Raw genomic sequence first — 22,144 nt, forward strand, 5'->3', positions numbered from 1 at the left:
AAGGGGACCCACGACGTGCTCAGTATCGACTCGCAGCTCGTCGAGGCCGCTCGCCGGGGAGACCTTGCGAGCTTCGGCCTGCTGTACGAGCGGCATTACCGGATGGCGGTCGGCATCGCCCGCTGCCGGCTGAACGACCGCCACCTGGCGGAGGATGCCGCGCAGGAGGCATTCGCGGTCGCCTGCCGCAGCCTGAACACCCTCCGGGACCCTCGCCGGTTTGCGGAGTGGCTGGGGACGATCTGCCGCCGGACCGCCTCGCGGCTGGACGCCGATCGACCCCCGCACGAACCGCTCGAGGCTGCTCCCGAAGGCGGCGATGATCCCGACCTCCGCGCCCTCCGGCTCCAGGTCCACGAAGCCCTGCAGTCCCTGGAGGAAACCGCGCGGGAAGTCGTCGTCCTCCACTACTTCAGCGGCCTTTCCTACCAGGAGATCGGCCGGGCGCTCGGCCTGTCGGTGCAGAGCGTCCATGGCCGACTCCAGAGGGCCCGCGGCAAGCTCGCCCGGGCCCTGGAGCCTCACGATCCATCAGGAGCCCGATCATGAATGCGTCTCGTCCGGATGCGAACCTCGACGGCTGGCTGAAGGCCGGCCTTGGCCAGGCGCCCCAGCCCGACTTCGACGACTGGCGGGCCCGCCACGCCGGCGACCTTGCCACCCTTCAGGCTGCTCATGCGGTCGGACCGCGACGGCCTCGAACGATCCTCATGCTCGCCACGCGTGCCGTCGCCGCCGCGCTGATCCTGGCGGCCGGCCTGTACGCATTCTGGCCGTCCGGGAACCTGGGCCCGAAGGCGATCGCCGGGAGCATCCCCGGCGTCGACAATCCTCAGGCCATCACCTGGACCACCATCTACTACAACCGGGCGACGAGCGCCGACGGCAAGCGAACCTGGATTCAGCAAGAGCGCCGGCTCCTCGCCTACCGCCATCCCGGCCAATATCGCGAGACCTTCCTCGATAAGGAGGGCAAGGCCCGCCACGTGGACATCACGGACGCCCGGGCCGGGCGAACGCTCGCCCTCGACCTGCAGGCGAAGACCGCCGTCCTGAAGATGACCGACTTCCATCCCGACGTCCGCGGGCCGTTCGCCTGGGTCGGCGAGGCGCTCCGGGACCGCATCGTCGCCCAGGCCCTGCGGGTCAAGTCCGTCGCGATCGTGGGCCGGAAGGAGTTCGAAGGCGCCCAGGCGAATGTCCTCCGCGCCATGATCGACCGGGGCGACGACCTCGGCTATGCCCGGCATGATTTCCTCTTCGATGCGTCGTCGAAGCGGCTCGTCGGGATCTGGATCCCGAGCGACAATGGCTTCGACCTCGAGAACGCCCCCGATCGCGACCGGCCCGCCGAGGACAAGTTCTCTCAGTGCTTCCCGGTCGGCTACTGGCAGCGCGAGATTGTCTTGGATGCGAAGGTCCCGGCCTCCGACTTCAGCCTGACGCCCCCGCCGGGCTTCGCCTACAAGGCGCTCGCCCGGCCGACCGTCACGGAGGAGGAGATGATCGCCTACCTGGGCGCGGCGGCGAAGTTCAACGACGGCACGTTCCCCGACTCCGCCCAGGCGGCCTTCGATCAGGCGAAGTTCAACGCGGCCAGCCGGAAGCCGGAGGAATCCCGGACGCCGGCCGAGCGCGAGCTGATCAAACTCCACGACTCCTTCCTGACTCGCGAGATATACCGCTCGCCGGTCCTCCAGTTCGTCGCGGACCACGCCGAGTCCCGATCGTTCCACTACGTCGGCGCGGGGGTCAAGTCCGGCCAGGCCGACCGCATCGTCGCCTGGTTCATCCCCCTGGGGACGGCCAGGAACCGGGCCATCTTCGGAGATCTCTCCGCCCGCGACGTCGAGAAGTCGGAGCTGCCCATCGACATGGGCGAGAACCCCTGAAGCCCGGACGCTCCGGCTCGAGTCCCGCCGAGACGCCCCGACGCCATGCAAGGCGCGTCGGGGCGTCTCCGGTGTCGGGCCTTTCGATCAGGCGGCCCGGCGCGTCGGGAATCCGTCCCGATCGGCGGAGCCGGGCCCTCAACCCGCGGAATAGTCCATGCGGTCCAGGTCGTCGATCAATCCGGCCGCCTGGGTGGGCTTCCATCCCAGCCGCTCGCGAGTCAGTACGCTCGACGCCGGCATGTCCATCGCGGCGAACATGCCGAGCCAGCCGAAGTGGCCGGCGGCCTCCTCGGGGGACAGGGAGACGACCGGGATCTTCAGGCCCCGGCCGATGGCCTCCGCGATGGCCCGCCCGGTCACGCCTTCCTCGGCGACCGGGTGATACCTCGCCCCGGCCGGAGCCTTCTCGAGGGCCAGCCGGTAGACGGGCGCGGCGTCCAGGAGATGCACCGCCGGCCAGCGGTTGAGCCCGTCGCCGACGTAGGCCGAGGTGCCCTTCTCGCGGGCGAGGGCGATCAGCAGGGTCACGAGCCCTTGCTTCTTCGTGTCATGAACCTGGGGGAGCCGGACCACGGACACGCGGACGCCCCGCGCCGCGACCGCCTCCGCCGCGAGCTCCGAGGCCGATCGAGGGTTCGGGTGGTTGGGGTCGAAGTGGTCCTCGGTCGCGGGCCGGCCCGGCGCCGGGGTCCCCATCCCGGTGCCGGAGGTGAGGACCAGGGGACGATCCGAGCCGGCCAGCACGTCTCCCATCGCCTGGATCGCCCGGCGATCGACCTCGCAGACCTCCCGGAACCGGGAGAAGTCGTGGATGAACGCCGTGTGGATGACGCCGTCCGCCGCCGCGGCCCCACGCCTCAGGCTATCCAGGTCCTCGACATCCCCCCGGTGCACCTCGGCCCCGGCGGCGGCAAGTGCCGCGGCACCCCGGTCCGAACGGGCGAGGCCCAGCACCGCGTGCCCCGCCTGGAGAAGATCCTGGACGACGACGGAGCCGACGAAGCCGGTCGCGCCGGTGACGAAAACGCGCATCGGAAACCTCCCTGGGCTCGAACTTCGGGCCGATCGGTCGGCCCATGGGTTTCCAAGGTAGGGGAGCGATCGGATACGATCTATGCTCTGTAGTCCAATCTATTTTCGCGATCGTCCAGGAGCTTCCGATGGACCCGCTCTCGGGCGTGCTTTCACTCCTGAAGCCGCAGAATACGATCTGCGGCGGCTTCGACGTCGGACGGGACTGGTCGATCCAGTTCCCCCAGCATGACGGCATCAAGTGCTACGCCATCGTTTCGGGCCGATGCTGGCTATCGGTGGAGGGGGTGCCCGAGGCGGTCCACCTGAAGGCGGGGGATTGCTTCCTGCTGCCGCTGGGCCGGCCTTTCCGGCTGGCGAGCGACCTCGCCCTGGAGCCCGTCGACTTCAGGGTGATTCATGGGAGTCGGCCGACCGGAGGCGTCTCGACATGGAACGGGGGAGGGGATGTCTCGGGGGTGGGCGGCTACTTCAGCCTCACCGGCAATCACGCCGGGATCCTGCTTCGAGTGCTGCCGCCGATCGTCCACATCCACCGGGAATCGGACCGCGCGGCGTTGCGCTGGTCGTTCGACCGGATGATGCAGGAGCTGCGCGAGCCGCGGCCGGGGAGCTTCCTGGTCCTCCAGCACCTCGCCCACATGATGCTGGTCCAGGCGCTGCGGGCGCACCTGGCGGAAGGGCTCAGGGGTGGCGTGGGCTGGCTCTTCGCGCTGGCGGACGAGCAGATCGGTCCGGCCATCGACGCCATGCACGGTGCCCCCGACCACCCCTGGACCTTGCGGGAGCTGGCGGAGCACGTCGGGATGTCGCGATCGGGCTTCGCCCGCAAGTTCAAGGAGACCGTGGGCGCGACGCCCATCGATTACCTGTCGCGCTGGCGGATGCTCCTGGCCGGCGACCGGCTGAGGAACTCGGAGGATTCCGTCTCCGCCATCTCCCGGTCGCTCGGCTATGAATCCGAGAGCGCCTTCAGCACGGCCTTCAGGCGGGTCATGGGCTGTTCACCCCGGCAGTATGGCCGCGATCGCGACCCGGCGGACGCTTCGCGTTAGCCCGGTCCTGGGCGCCGCTCGACGAGCGGAGGGCCCATCCTCGACGGCATTCCATGCCCTTGTCGGCGGCCCTCGCACCGGCGTCATCAGTCGGGGACATCGGCGATGGACGCGGGCTCGACGCGGGGCTGCGCGTTCATCTCATGGCGGTAGCGGCTCGAGCGTTCGTAGGCGGCGATCCGGACGCGCATGATGGAGCCCAGGGGCCGGTGCTCGCGGATGCCGTTCCAGGGGTTGAACGAGAGGACGTCGTCGCCGTAGACGCGGCGGGCCGGGGACCAGGCGTCCTGGGGCGGGATCCGGAGCGTCGCCACCGGCTGATGGGGGGAGGTCTCTTCCCGCCACAGGATCGCGGCATCCTCGACGGGCATCGTGGCCAGGTCCTTGCAGAGCTGGGCCCGGAGCTGATATTCGGCCCCTTCGGCCCGGAAATGCGCGACGACGAGGTCGCGCATCGTCGAGAACTCGATCGGGCCGACGTCCTTGCCGGTGAGTGCCCGGATGTTCTCCGAGAGGGGCGAGGCGCTGATCTTGGCGATGTGGTCCCCGAAGCGGATCGCGGCCATCGAATGATAGGTTTCCCCCAGGATATGGTGGTTGTCCCGGGCCAGTCCGCGGAGGGTGGCGTCGGGCTCCCGCCCGACCAGCCTGGCGACGGCCTCGATGCCGCGGGCGGCCCCCGCCATGGCCCGCTGGACGACCTCCGGCCTGTCGCCGTTCTTCCCCAGGATCTCGACGAGCTCGCGATACTTGCGAACGGTGCCGAAGGCCAGGACCGGGATGTTGACCATCAGGAAATCCTGGTTGTGCCCCGGATCGCCGGGCAGCAGCCGTTCTCCCTCGACCCCGATCACCTTGACGGCCATGCCGCGAGGCGCGGGGACGGCATCGCTGCGGATGTCTCCCTGGGCCGACGACAGCCGGACCACGACCGGATACGTGGCCGGCCTGGCGAAGATCCCCTGCGCCAGGTGCTCCGGCAGGCCGGGCACGACGAGCTCCCCCTTGAGGAGCCCATGACTCTTGGCGTGGGCGTCGCGGACGGCGTGGTTGTGGCGATCGAAGGCCTTGCGGTTGTTCGCGGCCATGATCTCCACGATTTCCGCGGTCAACGCATCCTCGTCCGCGGCCTGCACCTCGACATCGGGGGAATAACGAACATAATCTTCACCCAAGGCAGCCCCTCCGAGAATGGGCCCGAGGGTCGATGCCAAGCAATCGGATCGTTCACGCCGTCATCGCTACCTGCATCCGCCGTGCCGATCCCGATGAAACGCAAACGGTCACGCCCCGACCGGACCGTTTCCGTGTCCTCACAGGAGACCTGGACCGATGAGAGAGCTTGCCCGCTTCGTGTTGGCCTTCCTCATGGCGTATGGCTTGCTCACGCCTCGAGCCTCGGCGGAGGAACCGCGGTGGCACGACGCGGCGTCGCTCGAGGTCGAGGGGCGGGGCTGGGCGAGGACCGCCGGGCCCTTCGACCGGCTCCCGGATTCGGCCCGAGGCAAGGTCACGCAGGACGTCTGGGACCTGAGCAAGGATTCGGCCGGCGTCTGCGTTCGGTTCGTCACCGACGCGGCGGTCGTGCAGGTCCGGTGGTCGCTGACGAGCCATTCGCTGGCCATGCCGCACATGCCCGCGACCGGGGTCAGCGGCGTGGACCTCTATGCCAGGTCCGAGGACGGCTCCTGGCTCTTCGTCGGCAATCGTTCGCCCCTCAAGCCGGACGGCAACGACGCCCGGATCGAATTCCCGGGAGGGGGGAAATCGGGCCGCGAGTGCCTGCTCTACCTGCCGCTCTACAACGGCACGAAGTCCCTGGAGATCGGCGTACCGCCGGGGGCGAGCCTGACGCCGCCGCCGCCCCGCCCCGAGGCGCTCCGCAAGCCGGTCGTCGTCTACGGCACGTCGATCGTCCAGGGGGGCTGCGCATCCCGGCCGGGGATGGCCTGGCCGGCCATCCTGGGCCGGATGCTCGATCGCCCGGTGATCAACCTGGGATTCTCCGGCTCGGGCAAGATGGAGCCGACCGTCGGCGAGGTGCTCGCCGAGATCGACGCCTCCGCGTTCGTGATCGATTGCATCTGGAATATCGGCGACGACGTGGACGTCTACCCGGATCGCGTGTCGAAGCTCGTCCGGGCGATCCGCAAGGGCCATCCCGCCGTGCCCATCCTCTTCGTGGGGCAGTCGCTGATCCGCCCGAAGGCCCACCCGTCGAGGGCCTCGACCTGGCAGGAGGAGGCGGTGCGGGCCTTGCAGGCGGAGGGCGTCAAGGGCCTGTTCACGGTCCCGGGGAAGGACCTGCTCGGCGACGACGGCGAGGCGACGGTGGACGGCGTCCACCTCACCGACCTCGGCATGCTCCGCCAGGCGCGCATCCTCCTGCCCGCGGTCCGTGCGGCCCAGGACGGGTTGAAGTAGGCCCCGGACGCGAGGCCTCCGGGCCCTCGGTCACTCGGGAGCCCCGTCGATCAGGTCCTGGAGCATCCGGAGGACCCCCGGCGCCTCGGCTTCGCCGAAGCCGTGGGCGATGAGCGGGCCGTCGTAGCCGATCCGTCGGACGGCGGCGACGAACGCCCGGAAGTCGACCGCCCCCTGGCCCGGGGACACGAACCGGCCGGCCGCGTCGACGTCCTTGATGTGGACGAGCTTCAGATCGGGGGCGAGGAGCCTGGCGGCCTCGGCGATGACGGCGGGCTGGCGGGGGAGGGCCTCGGGCGGGAGGATGTTGGCGGGATCGAGGACGATGCCGAGAGACGGCGATCCGACCTCGTCGAGCAGGCGGCGGGCGTGAGGGGCGTCGGCGATGACGTTGCCGGGCTCGGGCTCGATGGCGAGCGCGACGCCGAACGACTCGGCGAGGCCCAGCGCGAAATCGAGCTCGGCGAGGAGGTCGGACCAGGCGGCCTCGGTGGCGTTGTCGGGGTGGTGATGCCACATGTTGTCGGGGTTGCGGGTGCCGGTGCAGAGGGAGACGAGCGGGATGGCCATGTCGGCGGCAGCACGGACGACGTTGGCGAAGCCGACGCGGTCGGCCTGTCGGCGGTCACGGTCGGGATGGATCATGTTGTAGGTGCCGGAGAGGGCGCACAGATCCAGGCCGGCGGCCTGCGCGGCCCGCCTGACCGTTGCCGGGATGCCGGCTGGGAGCTCGGCCGGCAGGGGCGCAAGGCCGAGGCAGGAGAGGTTGAGCTGCACGGACAGGAAGCCGTCGGCCCGGATCGTCGCGAAGAGGGCCTCGACGGGGCGTGGCGAGTAGGCGCGGGCGAAGATGCCGGGGATCATGCGGGGGCCCCTGTCGTGTCGTCGAGGTGGACTGGCTCACCGGTGCGGACGGATCGCTCGATGGCGGCCATGGCCTTCATGGACGCCAGGCCGTCCCGGACGTCGGCCCCGCGCTGGGGGACGCCGACGAGGATCGTGTCGGCGAAGGCCTCGAGCTGGCGGCGGTAGAAGTGGCCGTCGGCGCCGAGGACGCGGGTGGTGGTCGCGTTCCGCTCGTGGAAGATCTCGACGTCGCTCGACTTGTAGTACCAGGGGTTGAAGGTCCTGGCCCGGACGCTGCCGCGCTCGCCGTAGATCTCGAAGCCCTCGGACCAGTCGCCGCGGATCGGGACGGTCAGGTCCAGGTGGCCCATCGCGGTGCTCTCGAACTCGACGTCGATGAACCAGCAGCGGGCGCCGAACTTCTCGCGCAGGCGAGCCCGGACCGAGCGGATTGGGCCGCCGAGGAAGCGGGCGAGGTCCACGAGGTGGCTGCCGTGTGCGAGCATCTCGTAGCGGGCCCGGTCGGCCTTCGGGTCGCCGTCGGGCCGGATCGCATCGGCCCCGCGGCGGGGGAGCGGCTGGACGGCGTCGGTCATCGTGTAGCGATGGGTCGAGTCGCAGTACCAGGCCTTGAAGGCGAGCATCGTGCCCATTTCCTCGGCGATGAACGCGCGTGCGGACTCGATCCCCGGGTCGAACCGGAGCATGTGGCCCACCTGGAAGACCAGGCCGCTCGCCTCCACGGCCCTCGCCAGGTGTTCCACCTCGGCGACGTTCAGGCCGATCGGCTTCTCGCAGAGGACGTGCTTGCCGGCCGCGATCGCGCGGAGGGCGGCCGGGACGTGGAAGGCGTCCGACGTCGCGACGACGACCGCCTCCACGGCGGGGTCGGCCAGCATCCGGTCGTAATCCAGGTAGATCGCCCCGGCGTCGTAGAAGGCGCCGAAGCGTTCAGCCAGGCCCGCGTCGGCGTCGCAGACGGCACGCAGTGTCGTGTTGCGGCCCTTCTGGACGGATTCGAGGTGGGCGAACTGCGCGATCGGCCCGCAGCCAAGGATTCCCACGCGGAGGAGGCGGTCATCTTTCGGAACCATCTGCTTCCCGAGAGTCAGGACGAGCGTGGTCAAGGGTCCGGGGGCGTGCGATGATCGACGGGAGCCCGGGCGACGATCAGGGAGTCCCGTGCTCGCCCGGGCGCATCAGGCGGATGTCGAAGATGCCGCCGGCCAGGCCGGACGGAGCGGCGAGCTTGATCGTCAGGCGACCATCCGTCGCGGACGAGAGGATCTCCGCGGGGATCGGATAGCGCTTCTCGAAGAACCGGCCGCGTCGCGATCCGTCGGGCCGCTCGGTGGCGAGGACCTTGCCGTTGGCGAGGACGTCGAAGGTGCGGCCGCGGTCCCAGCCGGAGTAGGTGATGGCCAGCTCGACGGCCTTCTCTCCCCGGGGGTCCAGGGTGTACTGGAACCAGCGTCCGTGGCGCCATCGGCGGCCCTCGAAGAAGCCGGAGTCCATCCCCTCGCCGGCCAGCCCGTGGTCCACCTCCGGTTGCTGCTCGCCGACGGAGACCGAGTCGAGCGTGGCGGCGTCGCGGGCGAGCTTCTCCCGCTCCGCCGCGGCCAGCCGCTCGCGACGAGCTGCCAGGCCCTCCCGGGTCGTGAGCTGCCAGTACATCTGGTAGCGGGCGTCGTGCAGGCGGAAGAATGGTAGCAAGGGCAGGCCGGCTTTCGCCTCCGGCTCGACCACGTCCACGAGCCGGAAATGAAGCGGCCCGGCGGCCGGATCGGGATCGGGGACGACGTGAGCGGGAAGTTCGGCCGGGGTCGTCAACAGGACCGGCATCGCGTCCAGTGGGCGGTACGAGCCGCCGGCGATGTGATCGCCGCGCCCCGCGCCGGCGCGCAGGCCGTCGAGGTGCTCGGTGCCGGCGGGAGCTGCCAGGACGATCGGCCCGCGGAGGATCGCGTACCATTCGGAGCCGTCGGGGAGGCCCTCGACGGTCGTCCGCATCGGGAGGTCGACCTCGACCCGGTCGCCGTCCTTCCACTCGCGGCGGAGTGCGACGTACGAGGACGGGGCGGAATCGACCCGGACCCTCGCCCCGTTGACCGTCACGGCGAAGGCCCCCGGGGCGACCCATCCCGGGTTTCGCAGGTGGAGGGTGAACGTCGCCGGCCGGTCGAGATGGAGGATCAGCCGTGTCCGCTCCTCGTCGGGGAACGTGGTTTCCTGGCGGAGCTTCAGTCCCATGCCCTGCGCGTCGAGCTCGGAGGCGAGGTAGAGGTTCACATACAGTCCGTCCGCCGCCTTCGCGTAGAGGAACTGGCCGTACTTGCCCGGGTTCTCCATGCCCGAGCCGACGCAGCACCAGAAGCCCTTCTCCGGCTGCGAGTAGACGCGGTAATGCCCCGGCCGGATCGGCGTGAAGTAGACGTAGCCGGGGATGCTCGGGTGGATCGAGGCGAGGATGTGATTGAAGAGGGCACGCTCGTAGTAGTCTGCGTACGCCGCCTTCGGGCCGGTGGCGAAGAGCTGCTCGGTCAGGCGGAGCATGTTGTAGGTGTTGCAGGTCTCCGGCCCTTCGCGATGTTCGAGAAGGCCGTGAAAGTCGCTCGGGTCGTTGAAATGCTCGGATACGCTGTTGCCGCCGAAGGCGACCGAACGTCGGCGGGTGACGGTCTCCCAGAAGAAGCGGGCCCCTGAGTCGGCTTCGCGGTCTCCGGAGAGCGTGGCGATGCGCTCGAGGCCGATCACCTTCGGGATCTGCGTGTTCGCGTGCAGGCCGGTGAGGCGGTCTTCCCCGCGCCGAAGGGGATCGAGCACGGCCTTGTGGTTGAACCGGCGGGCGAGCGTGAGGTACTTCTCGTCTCCGGTGATCGCGGCGATGTCGGCGAGCACCTCGTTCATGCCGCCGTGCTCCTGGCCGAGCATCCGCTGCATCTGGTCGTCGGAAAGCCCGGAAACGACGCGGCCGGCCCAGTCGCCGAGGCGGATCAGCAGCTCGCGGGCCTTCGCGTTGCCGGCCACCATGTAGGCGTCGCGGAGGCCGGCGAAGGTCTTGTGGACGTTGTACCAGGGGACCCACTTTCGGTTCACCGCGCCGACGTGGCCGGCGGCGATCTCCTTCCAGAGCTCATGGCTGCCGGGCACGCCGCCGATGTAGCCGTCGCCGGAGGCCTGTTGGCAGGCCTCCAACTCATCGATCATGTGATCCAGCCGGCGGCGGAGTTCGCCGTCCTTCGTGTCCTCCCCGGCGGCGATCATGTTCGCGAGCGCGGAGAGATAGTGGCCCGCGATGTGACCGTCCAGCCCGCCGCTCTCCCAGTTCCCGTAAGGAGGCTTGCGAGGTTCCAGCCCCGCTTCCCGGCGGAAGGGGGCGATCAGTCGGCCCGGGTCGACCGCCAGCAAGTACCTGCGATTGACCTCCACGGCCGACTTGAAGGGCCCGTCGAGCAGTCGGACGGATCTGAGCGGGAAAGGCTCGGCGGCGATCGCCGGAGGCTTGGCCGGCTCTTCGGCCTTGGCTTGGGAGCCCGCCGCGCCGGCGAGACCGGGGCCTGCCAGGCTGAACGCCAGCACGACGGATCGGGAGAGGAGACGTCCCATCGCAAGGTTTCCTGTTGCAGATCAGTCGGACTTTCGGCCCATGGCGCCGGGGTCTCCCGGCCTCAGGCCTCCATGACGCGCTCGAGGGCGGTCCTGAAGCGGGCCATCTCGTCGCGGGTGCCGATCGTGACGCGGACGTGATTGGGGAGTGCCGACCAGGCCCGGCCGACGGCGACCTTGTAGGCGATCATGTCCCGGGACATCTGCCGGCCCGGCCGCTTGCCGTCCACCAGGATCATGTTGGCCTCGGACGGGATGAAGCCGATGCCCTTCTTCTGCATCCAGGCGCAAAGGTCCTCGCGGATATCGGCGACGACCTTCCGGCGGTCGGCGACGAGGCCCTTGTCCTTCAGACTGGCGACCGCGCCGGCCATGCCGGTGGCGGGCATGATCCCGAGGCCGCCATAATTCCTCAGCTTCTCCAGCAGGTCGGGCCGTCCGATCGCCGCTCCGGCGCGGAGGCCCGCCATGCCGTAGAGCTTGGAGAAGGTCCGGAGGATGATCACGTCCTTCTCCGCGGCCACGTGGTCGATCGCCGGGGTCGCGGCCGTCGTGAAGTGGATGTAGGCCTCGTCGATCAGGACGACGCAGCCCTTCGGCTTGTTGGCGATGATGTAATCCACGTCCTCCTTCCGGGTCACCGTGCCGGTCGGGTTGTTCGGGTTGCAGACGTAGATCACGCCGGCGTTCGGGTCGGCCTCGACCATCGCCTTCGGGTCGTGCGAGTAGTCCTTGCGGAGCGGTACCTGGATGGTCTTCGCGCCGATGAACCGGGCCGCACTCGCGGGTGCCTCGTAGCCGGGGTTGGCGGTGATCAGCGGCCGGGTCGGCGACGTGAACGCGAGCACGGCGCGGTGGAGGGGATCGCTGGAGCCCGGGAAGGGGAGGATGTGCGAGGCGGGCAGGCCCTCGACCTCCGCCATCGTGTCGATGAAGGCGTACGTCTGATCGAAGAGATAGCGGCCCCCCCGGCGGACGACCGCGGTGATGGACTCGATGGCCGCGGGGCAGGGGCCCATCGGGTTCTCGTTGGCGTTGAGCTTCACCGCGTCGGCCGGGATCGTGCCGATCGCCCGGATGTCCTGGGCCAGGGCCGCCTCGTTGTAGAAGGGGAGGGAGGGCCCGGCCGTGAGCAGGGCGGCCCAGCGCGCGAAATCGCGGCGGTTGAAGCCCCGGTCACGCAGCTCGGCTCGGCGATCGGCCCTCAGGGTGAATGGCTCGCGCATCGTCCCTCCGGGGATAGGATGGTGAAGGACAGACAGGAGGCGATGCAGGTGGAGAGCTTCGGGTTGTCGAAGACCTGCCCGAGGGCGCGGCATCGGATCGATCGGTCTCGTCGGGCCGCACGGATCCGAGGCCATATGCCTGGTCGGACGAGTATGGCACGATCGGCCGCGCGCCGCAACCGCGGGGTCGCTCACCGCTCACCGGCCGCCCTGGTCGCCCGGGGCCAGGGCCCCGTCCACGAACGCGAAGAGCGCCTTGGTGGCGGGATCCTCGGGCAGGCCCAGGTCGGCGTTGAGCTTGCTGTGAGTGGATTCCTGGGCGCCGAAGACACGCACCGGGACGCTCGCGGACTTGAGCGAGGCGGCAAGCCGCAGCGCCTGCGCGGTCGTGTCGGGGTGGCCGGCGACGTGCAGGATCAGGAACGGCGGGATCCCCTTGCCGGCGGCCACGTGGGTCACGGCGGAGAGGTCGCGGTGCTTCGCCGGATCGTCGCCGAACTTCACCCGGTGGCCGTACGTCGGCAGCGGCAACCCGTGGACGCGACAGCGCGTCTCAGCCGTCTCGATGATCGCCGGGACGTCGTAGGTGTCGCCGTCCACGGGGACGCAGCCCTTGAGGATGTCGAGGGCCAGCCCCTGCTCCTTGAGGTATCGGTCGTCGGTGCAGACGATCGCGGCGAGCTGGGCGCCGGCGGAATGGCCCATGACCAGGATCCGGCGAGGATCTCCGCCGTGCTCCGCGATGTGGTCGTGGACCCAGCGGAGGGCCAGGGCGACGTCGCGGATGATGGTCCCCATGTCGACCTTCGGCAGCAGCCGGTAGTTGATGGAGACGAAGACGAATCCCCGGCCCGCGAATGCCCGCGGCTTCACCTGGACGTCGGACTTGTCGCCCGCCTGCCAGCCGCCGCCGTGGATCCAGAAGACCACCGGCAGGCCCTTGGCCCCCCGCGGTGCGTAGACGTCCAGCACCTGTCGGTCCTGCGCCGGCGAGGCATACGGCAGGTCGCGGTGGATCTCGAAGGGCTCATCGGCCCCGGCGCGGGCGAGGAGGGAGGAGAGGAGAAGCGTGGACAGGCACGCCCCGGCCCATCGGCGTCGCGGCTGCGGATTCATCGTCATCGGCCAAGCTCCCGGGAGAGACACACCTCCGGCACCTCGCCGCGAACGGGCCGCGACGACGGTTCGTCAATTGTCCCGGGCGCGTCGAAGCGCTTCAAGGATCCGGGCGCGAGCCTCGCGCGAGAGGATATCCGCCTCCGACGCATCGGGCTCGTCGCCCGGGCGGCGGGCGCAGGCCTCGCGAAGGAACCGGACCTGGCGGGCGAATCTTCGGCACGGGGCACAGGCGAGCAGATGCCCGGCCAGGGCGAGGCGATCGACGAGCGGGAGCGGCTCGTCGAGGCGCCGAGAGATCAGCTCGGAGGCCCCCGCGCATCGGAGCGTCAATAGCGACAGGAGTCGTCGCCTTCGCGAGCGAGGGGACGTCATCATGATCGCCTCCTCGTGGCGGAGGCATCCGGGCCGAACCAGTTCCTCTCCAGGCACTCGCGGAGCAGGAGCCGCGCCCGATGGAGGCGGACCCGCAGATTCCCCGCGCCGACGCGAAGCTCGGCGCGGAGGCGGTCCGCGTCCAGGCCGTCAACCTCTCGGCGCAGGAAGGCGCGGGCGAGGTGGCCGGGCAGGCGGGCGCTGCAATCGTCGAAGACCCGCCAGAAATCGTCGTCTTCGAGCGCCGCGTCCGGGGCGGGCCACCGGGCCGGGGCGTTCTTCCAGTGCCCGCGGGCGTCGAAGGGATACGACGCGGGGCGGCCGCCCGCCTCGTCGAGGTCCGCCTCGATCGTCGCCGCGGAGCGGTCGCGGCGGTAGAGGTCGGCGATCTTGCGCCGGAGGATCCCGATGAGCCACGTCCTGACGGAAGCCTCGCCCCGGAACCGGTCGGCCGACTGGATCGCCGCCAGGAACGTCTCCTGGACGAGATCCTCGGCCGCCTCGCGACGGCCGACTCGCCCCCTGGCGAAGCGATAGAGCGCATCGCCGTGGGTCTCCAGCCAGTCGGAGGGATCGGTCGCCTGGTCGCCGGGCTCCGGGCGGCGCGGCGGGCCCGGCATCGGGGACGCGGTCATTCGGCGCGACCCTTCCGAATCTCGGACGCTCGCGGCCGCCTCCCCGAGAGCCCATCGGCGGCGATGTCCAGGGTGGCGTCCAGCGTCACGGCCGGCGGCCACGCACGGGGGGCGCGGATGGCCTTCACGGCCGAGGCCGCGTCGCGACCGTTCACAGACCTCTCGCCGTCGATCATCGTCATCGGCGTGTCATTCAGCCCGTAGGAGTCCGGCTTGGGGCCCGCGTAGACCTCGTTATAGGTCATCTGTCGCCGGCTGTACAGCGGGTCGGAGAAGACGTCCGTCCACGGGTGGTTGAAGTAATCGACGTGGAGGGCGACCGGGACGATCCCGGGCCCATCGGCGGCGAGCCGCCCCAGGATCGCCTCCGCGGCCGCGCACATGTCGCATCCCTGCGAGGTGTCGAGCTCGACGAGGACCCCTCGCTCCGCCGGCGCGCCATCCTTGGCGATCGCCGGGGATAGTCGCAAGTTGACCAGGATCATGAGGAAGGGGACGAGCATCGATCGCGACGCGGAGCGGACGGGCATGGGGATCTCCGGGCGGGATGCGGTCATCGCTGACGGCCCGGCGCGATCCGATCGCCCCGTGCCGTCCGGAGAGACGCCCGGCGGCATCGGGCTATTCGCGCCCGGGGGCGAGCCCGAGAAAATTCGGCCGCGTGCGTAACGTCCCGCGGATTGCCGCGACTACTGCCCTGGCGACGGCGTCACGGCCGAGCCGTCCCGCATTCCAGGAGACCCGGCCTCGATTCAGGATCTCAGACGAGAGGACGAATCATGCATGGAACTTACGTCGCGCGGGCCAGGATGCTCGCGCTCGGATCGCTCATCGCGCTGCTCGGCGTCCGGTCCGCGGCCGCGGAGCAACTGACGGTCACCGTCCAGAGCAATCAACCGCAGGGAGGATTCGCGTTCTCCCCGGTCTGGCTGGGCGTCCACGACGGGACCTACCGGACCTTCACGCCCGGCTCCGCGGTCACGCCGGAACTCCAGTCGATCGCCGAGCTGGGGAGTCCCGCCGCGATGGTGTCGGCCTTCGCGGGCCACGGCTCGCAGGCGGTCGCGGGCTCCGCGCCCCTGGGCCCGGGGGCCTGGGCCTCGACGATCCTGGACGTCGCCGATCCGACGACCCAGCAATTCCTGAGCTTCGCGGCGATGGTGGTCCCCTCCAACGACTTCTTCTTCGGCAATTCGGATCCGCAGGCGTTCCGGCTCTTCGACGCATCCGGCCACTTCACCGGACCCCTCACCATCAAGATCTACGGCACCAACGTCTGGGATGCGGGGAGCGAGGTGAACGACATCAACTTCGGCGCCGCGTTCATCGTCGGCGACAACGCCACGGATCACGTCGCCGAGAACGGCGTGATCACCAGCGTCTTCGGCGGCGGCACGGACTACTCCTCGTACCTCGCCTCCATCGACGGCAAGGCCACGCCGTACGGCTATGACATCTCCCACGTCATCAGCGCCGGCGACCTGATCGCGACCATCACCATCAACGCTGTCCCCGAGCCGGCCTCGGTCGCGATGTTCGCCGCGGGAGCCGCCGTCGTTGGCCTTGCGGCAATCCGGAGACGGCGAAGGGTCTGAGTCGGCCCCTCGTGCCACCCGGGGGCGGACGGATTCGGGGCTCATCGATCGATCATCGGTAATCCGTCTCGCCCACCGGGGGCGGCGAATAGGCCCTCGGCGGCCCCGCGGCGAAGGTCCGATAGCTGCCGGGGGGGACGGCAGGGCCGTCCGCAATCGCGAACCGTGCCTTGCCGAAGTTCACCACGACCCCCAGGCCATTGGAGAAGACCGTCTCCTGGACCGTCCGGTCCGGCGTCAGGACGCGATGCGATTCCATCGTCGCGTAGGCGACTCGCCGCGACCAGTCGCAGACGTAGCGATTCGTCTGGGCGATCTCCTTTCGCCACCGGGAGTACGTGGCCCGATCGAGGAAGAACATCGGCGTGTTGCCGTACAGGACGCTCCAGAGGTTCTTCTCCTGCCAGTGCTCGGGCGCCCGGCAGAAGCCGTCCTCCCACCGCCAGGTGATCATCACCTCGTCGTGATGGACGAGCGAGTAGAACGGTATCCGATGCGCGACCGAGAGGTTGATGCGATACTCGGGCTTGAGCGGGGCCGGCAGCCAGCCCGGCAGGGGATAGCTCGAGGCCGTCCAGCGGACCAGCGACATCGGCGTCTCCAGCCAGTGCAGGTTTGGCAGCAGGCAGTCGATACCCCCCTCGGTCCCGACGACCAGCCCCTTCTCGTTTGCGAGCCGGAGCAACTCCTGGCGGGCCTCGCGAGATCCCTGCGTGTCCATCGGGTGCGACGTGCTCCAGTCCTCGCCCTCCCAGAACGGGCAGGTCCCCACGCAGTCGATGAATCGTCCGTTCAAGGCGAACCGCGGGGCCTCCTCGTCGAGCCGCTTCCGCGCGATCGCGAGGCCGGCCCGGGGGTTGATCACGTAGCCAGGCGGCCAGCCATGACGCAGCTTGCCGTCGAGGTCCCGGACGATCGAGTCGGGATAGGCCTCGGTGTTGAACTGGGCGAAGAGCGAGGCCTTCGGGTCCGGCGCGAACGAGTCCCGGAACTGGTCGTAGCGCGTGATCACGTAGCCGAGGTCGCGGATCTGCGGGATGACGCGGGCCATGGCGTCGAGCTTGGGCCGGAGCGCCTCGTCCGGCCGCGACCAGTACGGGTCGTCGATCTCGACGACGGCCCGCTCGATGCCGTCCTCGTGCATCATCGCGGCGACGGCCTTCACGTCCTCCGCCGGCCCGACGACCCAGAATACGGGCGCCCCGGCGAGCTTATCCACGGTCGGGTTGGCGGCGGCCTTCTCCTTCAGGGTCCTGGCATATCCCCACCGCCGGAAGTGCCGCCGGTACTCCTTCGCCAGGGCCACGTAACCTCCAGACGGCGTCACCGTGAAGATCAGCCGCAGCTCGCGATCGAGCTTCAGCCGGTTCGATCTCCAGAAGATCCGCGGCACCGAGAGCGTCGCGCCGGCAACCTGGACGTCCGCCATCTCGTAGCCGGCCAGGTCGGGCGTCTCGAAGGTCGTCAGCAGGCCGTTGCCCCGGTCGCGATCCACGATCCCGAGGCAGGCACAGTAGGTCGACAGGCCCGAATAGATCCAGTCCTTCGGCAGGGGGACGAAGTCGGGATGGTCCCGGCGCAGCGGGATCAGGGCGCCCTCGGCGTGGGGGAAGACCAGGTCACTTTCGGGGCGCTCCGGGACGAACACGAGCGGATACTCGACCTCGAACCACGTCCCCGGCTCCTCGGGCCGGAGGCGGACGATGACGTCCCGGTCGTCGTCCGCCAGCGACACCCTGACGGAATGCTCGGCGAGCCGCCGCGAACCGTCGGACCGCATCCCGGGCAGGCGTAGCTTGGCGGCGATCACCCGCGCTTTCGGGTCGACGGTAACCTGCCTCGCCGCGGCCGGCGGGTCGGACGGCACGACCACCTGCCGCCAGGCCGCGCCGGTCTGCTTGTCGGCGATGGTGATCCGGCCGTCGGCCGCCATCTCGACGCGGAGCGTCGCGTTCTCCACGGACTCAGCGGCTCTCGTCACGGCGGTGGCGGATATCACGACGCAGAGGCAGGTGAGGAGTCGCATCGGGCATGGTCGATCTCTCATACTTCGAAGCCTCGACGTCCGGACTTTCGGCAGCTCGACTCCATTCTGGTCGCGGAATCGGTCGGGCACCAGGAACGAGGCACGGAATCCTGGCATACTACTGGAGTTTCGACCAAGACGCGGCGGGCACCCCGCCGCCGGGGAGTCCGTCCATGAAGCGAATCCGGATCATCCACGACACCGCCTATCACTACAAAGTTCCCGTGACCTTCGGTCCGCACCGGGCCCTGCTGCGGCCGCGGGAGGGGCACGACCTGCACATCGACTGCTCGACGCTGCTGGTCGAGCCGGAGGCCTCGGTCCGGTGGTATCGCGACATCTACGGCAACTCGATCGCCATCATCACGTTCCTGGAGCCGGGGCCGAAGCTGCACGTCCACAGCGAGATCGACGTGGACCTGTACGAGGACGTGCCCATCGACTGCACGATCGACCCGATGGCCCAGGAGTACCCGTTCCAGTACGACGCCACCGACCAGGTCGAGATCATGCCCTATCGACTGCCGAGCTATCCGCACGACGGCCCGGCCGTCCAGCGCTGGCTCCGCGACCTTTATCAGCCGGGGCAGAAGGCCGACACGGCGGAGCTGCTCGATCGGCTGAACACGCGGATCTTCGAGTCCTTCCGGTACGCGGAGCGGCACGAGATGGGGGTCCAGATCCCCTGCCGGACGCTCGAGCTGGGGAGCGGCTCGTGCCGGGACTTCGCGGTCTTCATGATGGAGGCGGCCCGCCACTGGGGCCTCGCCGCGCGGTTCGTCACGGGCTACATCCAGATGGCCGAGGGCCAGCACGGCTCGACCCACGCCTGGACCGAGATCTACCTCCCGGGCGCCGGCTGGCGGGGCTTCGACCCGACCAACAACAAGCCCGCGGGCACCGAGCACATCTCCGTCGCCGTCGCCCGGGCCCACGAGAAGGCCTCGCCCCTGTCCGGCTACTGGGATGGCCCCGGCGACGCCTTCGAGCGGATGGAGGTCTCGGTGCAGGTGGTGGCCCAATGACGATTCCGGACCGGCGGGCTCTGAAGATCCCGCTCCACACCGACCGGATCTCATCGGGTCGGGTGGCGGTCCGGGAGTGGTTCCCCTCCGTCCCGGCCTGAGGCGGAGGGTTGACGCCGCGGGCGCGGCGATCGGCTCACGTCAGGATTCCGCCGCGAACGGCTCGCGGGGCGAGGACTGGACCACGGGGCGGGCCTGGGACTGGATGCGATCGATCTCGGCCTGGGCGTCGGCGACGGCCGGGGCGTTCGTCAGGACTTCCAGGGTGGTCTCGGCGACGTGGCGGCCGCCCACCGGGAGCGCGACGACGCGGCCGCGTGCCTTCTCGAAGGGGAGGGGATTTGGGTAGTTGGTGGCCGGCTCCAGGCCGGTGACGTATCCGTCGCGGGCCCCCGCGGTGTTCTTCCAGAGGGTGAAGCACGGCAGCTCGTCGGTCCGATAGCGGAGGACGACCGCCTTGTCCCCGCCGCGGTTGCGGAGCATGGCCATCGTCCGCCCGGCCTCGGGGCCGGAGGGATGGGTCATCAGCTCGTGGAAGTAGACCTGCTCCGCGTAGCCGGGCCGGGGCGGGCCGTAGACCTCGTAGCCCTCCAGGCCCTCGACGGCGCGGGGGTCGCGGGGGGTCATGGTCCGGATCGGCGCGGCGAAGCGGGAATCCTCCTGGAGGAACGGGAATCCGAAGTTCCAGTGGTAGAGGACCTGCAGGTCGACCGGCTGGTCCTTCAGGTTGACGAACTCGTCGCGGACGGTCAGCCGGTTGGAGCCGGGGGGCGTCGAGGTCCGCGCGACCATCCGGACCTGCGGGCCGAAGAGGTGGGCCTCGGTGACGTGGCCCTCGACGACGATTTCGTAAGGGGGCTCCTCCGCGACGTGGACGGCGACGTAAGACGCCGGGATGTTCGCGACCTTGCCGTGGAGGTTGTGGATCGTGTTGCTCTCCGAGCCGTCCGGCTTCCTGTCCTTCACCTCGAACGGGGCGCCGTTCCAGGCCAGGCCGCAGCGGACGAGGAGCTCGTCGAAGCCGTCCAGCCAGCCGAGGCCGCCGGCCGCGGCGAGGTTGACGAAGGCCGGGTTCACGGGGCCGTCGGTCACGGGCGAGTCCCAGCCCAGGCGGTCGCCGTCGCAGGAGCCCTTCCAGATCCCCATGCCGCGGGTCGGGATGACCGCGAACGAGAGCCGACCGTTGTCCACCTCGATGAGATCCACGCCCTCGCGGCGGCCGCCGCGGAGCCGTCGCTTGCGGATCGAGATCCGGCGGTCGCCGGGGAACCCCAGGGATCGGCCATCGATCGAGAAGCTCTCGACCCAGATGTCGCGGGACAGGTCCGTGAGGACGAACGTCGCCATGGGAAGGTGGCCTTCGAGGTCAGGGGTCAGGAGGAGGGGCGGGTGTTCGCCCGCCCGGGGCCGCGGTCCGTCGCACCGACGCGGCCCGATGTCCTCAAGGATGCGCGTCGGGCCGGCCCGAAACAATGCCCTGCCTCGCCCCCGAGGGGTTGAAGGGAATTCAGGGCGGCGGGTGGAACACGAACCTTGACGTGCGTATCTTCCTGTCAAGAGAATCTTCGAAATGGCGCTCTCGCGTCGACGCGTCCGCGTCTTCCGCATCGATCGGTTCCTCTCCCGGGAGTGAGGCGGCCTGATGAAAGCGATCCCCGTGTGTCTCGCGGCCATCATCCTGGCCGTCGTCGGCGTCCTGGCGGCTCCTTCTCGAACCGGCAAGGCCCAGGTCCAGGTGGCCGCCCCGCCGCCGCAGCAGGCCCCGGCCGTCGCCCCCGCGGCCGCCGCCGCATCGGCCCCGGCCGCCGCCCCCGCGGCCGCCGCGGCGCCGGCCTTCACCCCTGAGCAGAAGGCCGTGGCCGACGCCCTCGGCTCGTTCGTGAAGGCGTACAACAGCGGCGATACCAAGGCCCTGGCGGCGTTCTTCGCCGACGACCTGGTCCTGATCGACCCGGAAGGCGTCCAGACGCGTGGCAAGGCGGCCATCGGGGAGATGTACGCCACGGCCTTCCGCGACAACGCCGGATTGAAGCTGGAGGCGCAGGCCGGCGAGATCCGCTTCATCACGCCGGATGTCGCCCGGGTGGAAGGGGAATCGCGGGTCTCGTCCCCGAACGGGGATGCCGCGGAGTTCAATCGCTTCGCCGCGCTCCTGGTTCGCAAGGCCGGCGCCTGGCAGGCGGCGGAGATCCGCGAATTCGCCGCGCCGGCGGAGGACATCCCGAGCTATGATCGGCTCCGCGAACTCGAGTGGATGGTCGGCCACTGGGTGGACGACGGGGGCGACGTCAAGGTGGAGGCCGACGTCGACTGGGCCGACAACGCCAGCTTCCTGGTGCGGACGTATCGGGTCCAGATCGCCGGCGAGAATGCCTCCTCCGGCACCATGTTCATCGGGTGGGATCCGCAGAGCGGCCAGATCAAGTCCTGGAACTTCGACTCCGAGGGGGGCCACGGCGAGGGCCTCTGGACCAAGACCTCCGACAAGGAGTGGGTCGTCAAGGCGACCGGCGTGCTCCGCGACGGGCGGCCGAGCTCGTCCACGCAGATCCATACGATCCTCAACAAGGACTCGGTGAAGACCGACTCCATCGACCGGATCATCGGAGGCCAGATCGCGCCGGACATCACCGATGTCGTCATGGTCCGCAAGGCACCCGAGCCGGGCGAGCCCGCCGGCGCGGCCGCCCCGGCTCCGGCAGCGGCCCCCGCGGCTCCTGTGGCTCCGACGGCCCCCGCGGCTCCCAGGTAACCGCATTTCGACCTGCCCGATTCGACCGATCCCGCGACGACTCTCCCAATCCGCCACATCCGCCCGGCGCGCGAGGACCTTCCATGTTCAGCCAGCGACGATGGATCCCACTCCTGGGATTGCTCACCCTCCTCGGTGCCACGGAGCCGGCGCAAGCACAACGCGGACGTGGAGGCGGCGGCATGGCTCGCCCGGCGGGCGGGGGTGCTCGGCCCGCGGGCGGAGGAGCCCGGCCCAACATGGGCGGCATGACCCGTCCGAGCATGCCCACGAACCGGCCGGCGATGGCCGCCCGTCCGAACACCGGCGGGATGAACCGGCCCAACATGGGCGGCATGACCCGTCCGAATACCGGCGGGATGAACCGGCCCAATATGGGTGGGATGAACCGGCCCGCGCCCCTGCCCGGCGGCGGGATCGGCGGCGGTAATCGGCCCGGCGGCGGGATCGGCGGCGGGGCTCGTCCTACGCCCCTGCCCGGCGGAGGGATCGGCGGTGGTAACCGGCCCGGCGGAGGAGGGATCGGTGGCGGGGTC

At 70.0% G+C, this 22,144-nt stretch carries 19 protein-coding genes and 1 pseudogene; 8 read left to right on the top strand and 12 right to left on the bottom strand.

Annotated features, from left to right (window positions below):
• Positions 1 to 15: 15 nt before the first annotated feature.
• Together G6O54_RS06800 and G6O54_RS06805 are read left to right on the top strand one after the other, a co-directional pair.
• The gene (locus G6O54_RS06800; protein WP_165222032.1) at positions 16 to 549 is read left to right on the top strand and encodes an RNA polymerase sigma factor; all 534 of its coding nucleotides are present in this window, start codon (positions 16 to 18) and stop codon (positions 547 to 549) included.
• Complete coding sequence (locus G6O54_RS06805) at positions 546 to 1,892, top strand: hypothetical protein (RefSeq protein WP_165222035.1); 1,347 nt, start codon at positions 546 to 548, stop codon at positions 1,890 to 1,892. The genes G6O54_RS06800 and G6O54_RS06805 overlap by 4 nt, the downstream gene beginning before the upstream one ends.
• Before the next feature lie 138 nt (positions 1,893 to 2,030).
• Here the strand turns inward: G6O54_RS06805 and G6O54_RS06810 are convergent, their stop codons facing one another.
• Positions 2,031 to 2,927 (bottom strand): SDR family oxidoreductase, encoded by an 897-nt coding sequence (locus G6O54_RS06810; RefSeq protein ID WP_165222038.1) that lies wholly within the window; start codon positions 2,925 to 2,927, stop codon positions 2,031 to 2,033.
• A gap of 128 nt (positions 2,928 to 3,055) precedes the next feature.
• Between G6O54_RS06810 and G6O54_RS06815 the strand changes: the two genes are divergently transcribed.
• Complete coding sequence (locus tag G6O54_RS06815; RefSeq protein ID WP_165222041.1) at positions 3,056 to 3,982, top strand: AraC family transcriptional regulator; 927 nt, start codon at positions 3,056 to 3,058, stop codon at positions 3,980 to 3,982.
• A gap of 86 nt (positions 3,983 to 4,068) precedes the next feature.
• Here G6O54_RS06815 and G6O54_RS06820 read toward each other — a convergent pair whose 3' ends face one another.
• Positions 4,069 to 5,157, bottom strand: coding sequence for a catalase family protein (locus G6O54_RS06820; RefSeq protein ID WP_165222044.1), 1,089 nt, complete (start codon positions 5,155 to 5,157; stop codon positions 4,069 to 4,071).
• A 157-nt stretch (positions 5,158 to 5,314) separates the two neighbouring features.
• Between G6O54_RS06820 and G6O54_RS06825 the strand changes: the two genes are divergently transcribed.
• Positions 5,315 to 6,406 (top strand): SGNH/GDSL hydrolase family protein, encoded by a 1,092-nt coding sequence (locus G6O54_RS06825; RefSeq protein WP_165222047.1) that lies wholly within the window; start codon positions 5,315 to 5,317, stop codon positions 6,404 to 6,406.
• 30 nt (positions 6,407 to 6,436) lie between these two features.
• Here G6O54_RS06825 and G6O54_RS06830 read toward each other — a convergent pair whose 3' ends face one another.
• From G6O54_RS06830 to G6O54_RS06865, 8 genes are all read right to left on the bottom strand, one after another.
• On the bottom strand, positions 6,437 to 7,270 hold the full coding sequence (locus G6O54_RS06830) for a sugar phosphate isomerase/epimerase family protein (protein ID WP_165222050.1): 834 nt from the start codon (positions 7,268 to 7,270) through the stop codon (positions 6,437 to 6,439).
• Positions 7,267 to 8,346: a Gfo/Idh/MocA family protein gene (locus G6O54_RS06835; protein WP_165222054.1), complete on the bottom strand. Its 1,080-nt coding sequence runs from the start codon at positions 8,344 to 8,346 to the stop codon at positions 7,267 to 7,269. Before G6O54_RS06835 ends, G6O54_RS06830 begins: the two co-directional genes overlap by 4 nt.
• A 76-nt stretch (positions 8,347 to 8,422) precedes the next feature.
• Complete coding sequence (locus G6O54_RS06840; protein ID WP_165222057.1) at positions 8,423 to 10,858, bottom strand: glycoside hydrolase family 127 protein; 2,436 nt, start codon at positions 10,856 to 10,858, stop codon at positions 8,423 to 8,425.
• 62 nt (positions 10,859 to 10,920) lie between these two features.
• The gene (locus G6O54_RS06845; protein ID WP_165222060.1) at positions 10,921 to 12,084 is read right to left on the bottom strand and encodes a pyridoxal phosphate-dependent aminotransferase; all 1,164 of its coding nucleotides are present in this window, start codon (positions 12,082 to 12,084) and stop codon (positions 10,921 to 10,923) included.
• A gap of 198 nt (positions 12,085 to 12,282) precedes the next feature.
• Entirely contained in the window at positions 12,283 to 13,206 is a 924-nt protein-coding gene (locus tag G6O54_RS06850) for an alpha/beta hydrolase (protein WP_250846747.1), read from the bottom strand.
• Positions 13,207 to 13,272: 66 nt separating this feature from the next.
• Positions 13,273 to 13,578 (bottom strand): anti-sigma factor family protein, encoded by a 306-nt coding sequence (locus G6O54_RS37290; RefSeq protein WP_205678686.1) that lies wholly within the window; start codon positions 13,576 to 13,578, stop codon positions 13,273 to 13,275.
• A complete protein-coding gene (locus tag G6O54_RS06860; protein WP_165222063.1) occupies positions 13,575 to 14,210 on the bottom strand; it encodes a sigma-70 family RNA polymerase sigma factor in 636 nt (211 codons plus the stop codon). Before G6O54_RS06860 ends, G6O54_RS37290 begins: the two co-directional genes overlap by 4 nt.
• Entirely contained in the window at positions 14,207 to 14,740 is a 534-nt protein-coding gene (locus G6O54_RS06865; RefSeq protein WP_165222066.1) for a DUF1223 domain-containing protein, read from the bottom strand. The genes G6O54_RS06860 and G6O54_RS06865 overlap by 4 nt, the downstream gene beginning before the upstream one ends.
• Positions 14,741 to 14,989: 249 nt before the next feature.
• On the opposite strand from G6O54_RS06865, the gene G6O54_RS06870 reads away from it, so the two are divergent.
• Complete coding sequence (locus tag G6O54_RS06870; RefSeq protein ID WP_165222151.1) at positions 14,990 to 15,805, top strand: spondin domain-containing protein; 816 nt, start codon at positions 14,990 to 14,992, stop codon at positions 15,803 to 15,805.
• 52 nt (positions 15,806 to 15,857) lie between these two features.
• Here G6O54_RS06870 and G6O54_RS06875 read toward each other — a convergent pair whose 3' ends face one another.
• Complete coding sequence (locus tag G6O54_RS06875; RefSeq protein ID WP_165222069.1) at positions 15,858 to 17,831, bottom strand: glycoside hydrolase; 1,974 nt, start codon at positions 17,829 to 17,831, stop codon at positions 15,858 to 15,860.
• A 173-nt stretch (positions 17,832 to 18,004) separates the two neighbouring features.
• Here G6O54_RS06875 and G6O54_RS06880 point away from each other — a divergent pair, with 173 nt between their 5' ends.
• The gene (locus G6O54_RS06880; RefSeq protein ID WP_165222072.1) at positions 18,005 to 18,856 is read left to right on the top strand and encodes a transglutaminase family protein; all 852 of its coding nucleotides are present in this window, start codon (positions 18,005 to 18,007) and stop codon (positions 18,854 to 18,856) included.
• Between the two features lie 141 nt (positions 18,857 to 18,997).
• Here G6O54_RS06880 and G6O54_RS06885 read toward each other — a convergent pair whose 3' ends face one another.
• Positions 18,998 to 20,203, bottom strand: coding sequence for an aldose 1-epimerase family protein (locus tag G6O54_RS06885; RefSeq protein ID WP_165222075.1), 1,206 nt, complete (start codon positions 20,201 to 20,203; stop codon positions 18,998 to 19,000).
• Between the two features lie 295 nt (positions 20,204 to 20,498).
• Here G6O54_RS06885 and G6O54_RS06890 point away from each other — a divergent pair, with 295 nt between their 5' ends.
• The gene (locus G6O54_RS06890) at positions 20,499 to 21,608 is read left to right on the top strand and encodes a YybH family protein (RefSeq protein WP_165222096.1); all 1,110 of its coding nucleotides are present in this window, start codon (positions 20,499 to 20,501) and stop codon (positions 21,606 to 21,608) included.
• A gap of 182 nt (positions 21,609 to 21,790) precedes the next feature.
• Positions 21,791 to 22,144 (top strand): annotated as a pseudogene (locus tag G6O54_RS37295) (translation initiation factor IF-2); the annotation flags it as partial.

The sequence above is a fragment of the Aquisphaera insulae genome (genome assembly GCF_011064615.1).
Taxonomy (GTDB): Bacteria; Planctomycetota; Planctomycetia; order Isosphaerales; family Isosphaeraceae; genus Aquisphaera; species Aquisphaera insulae.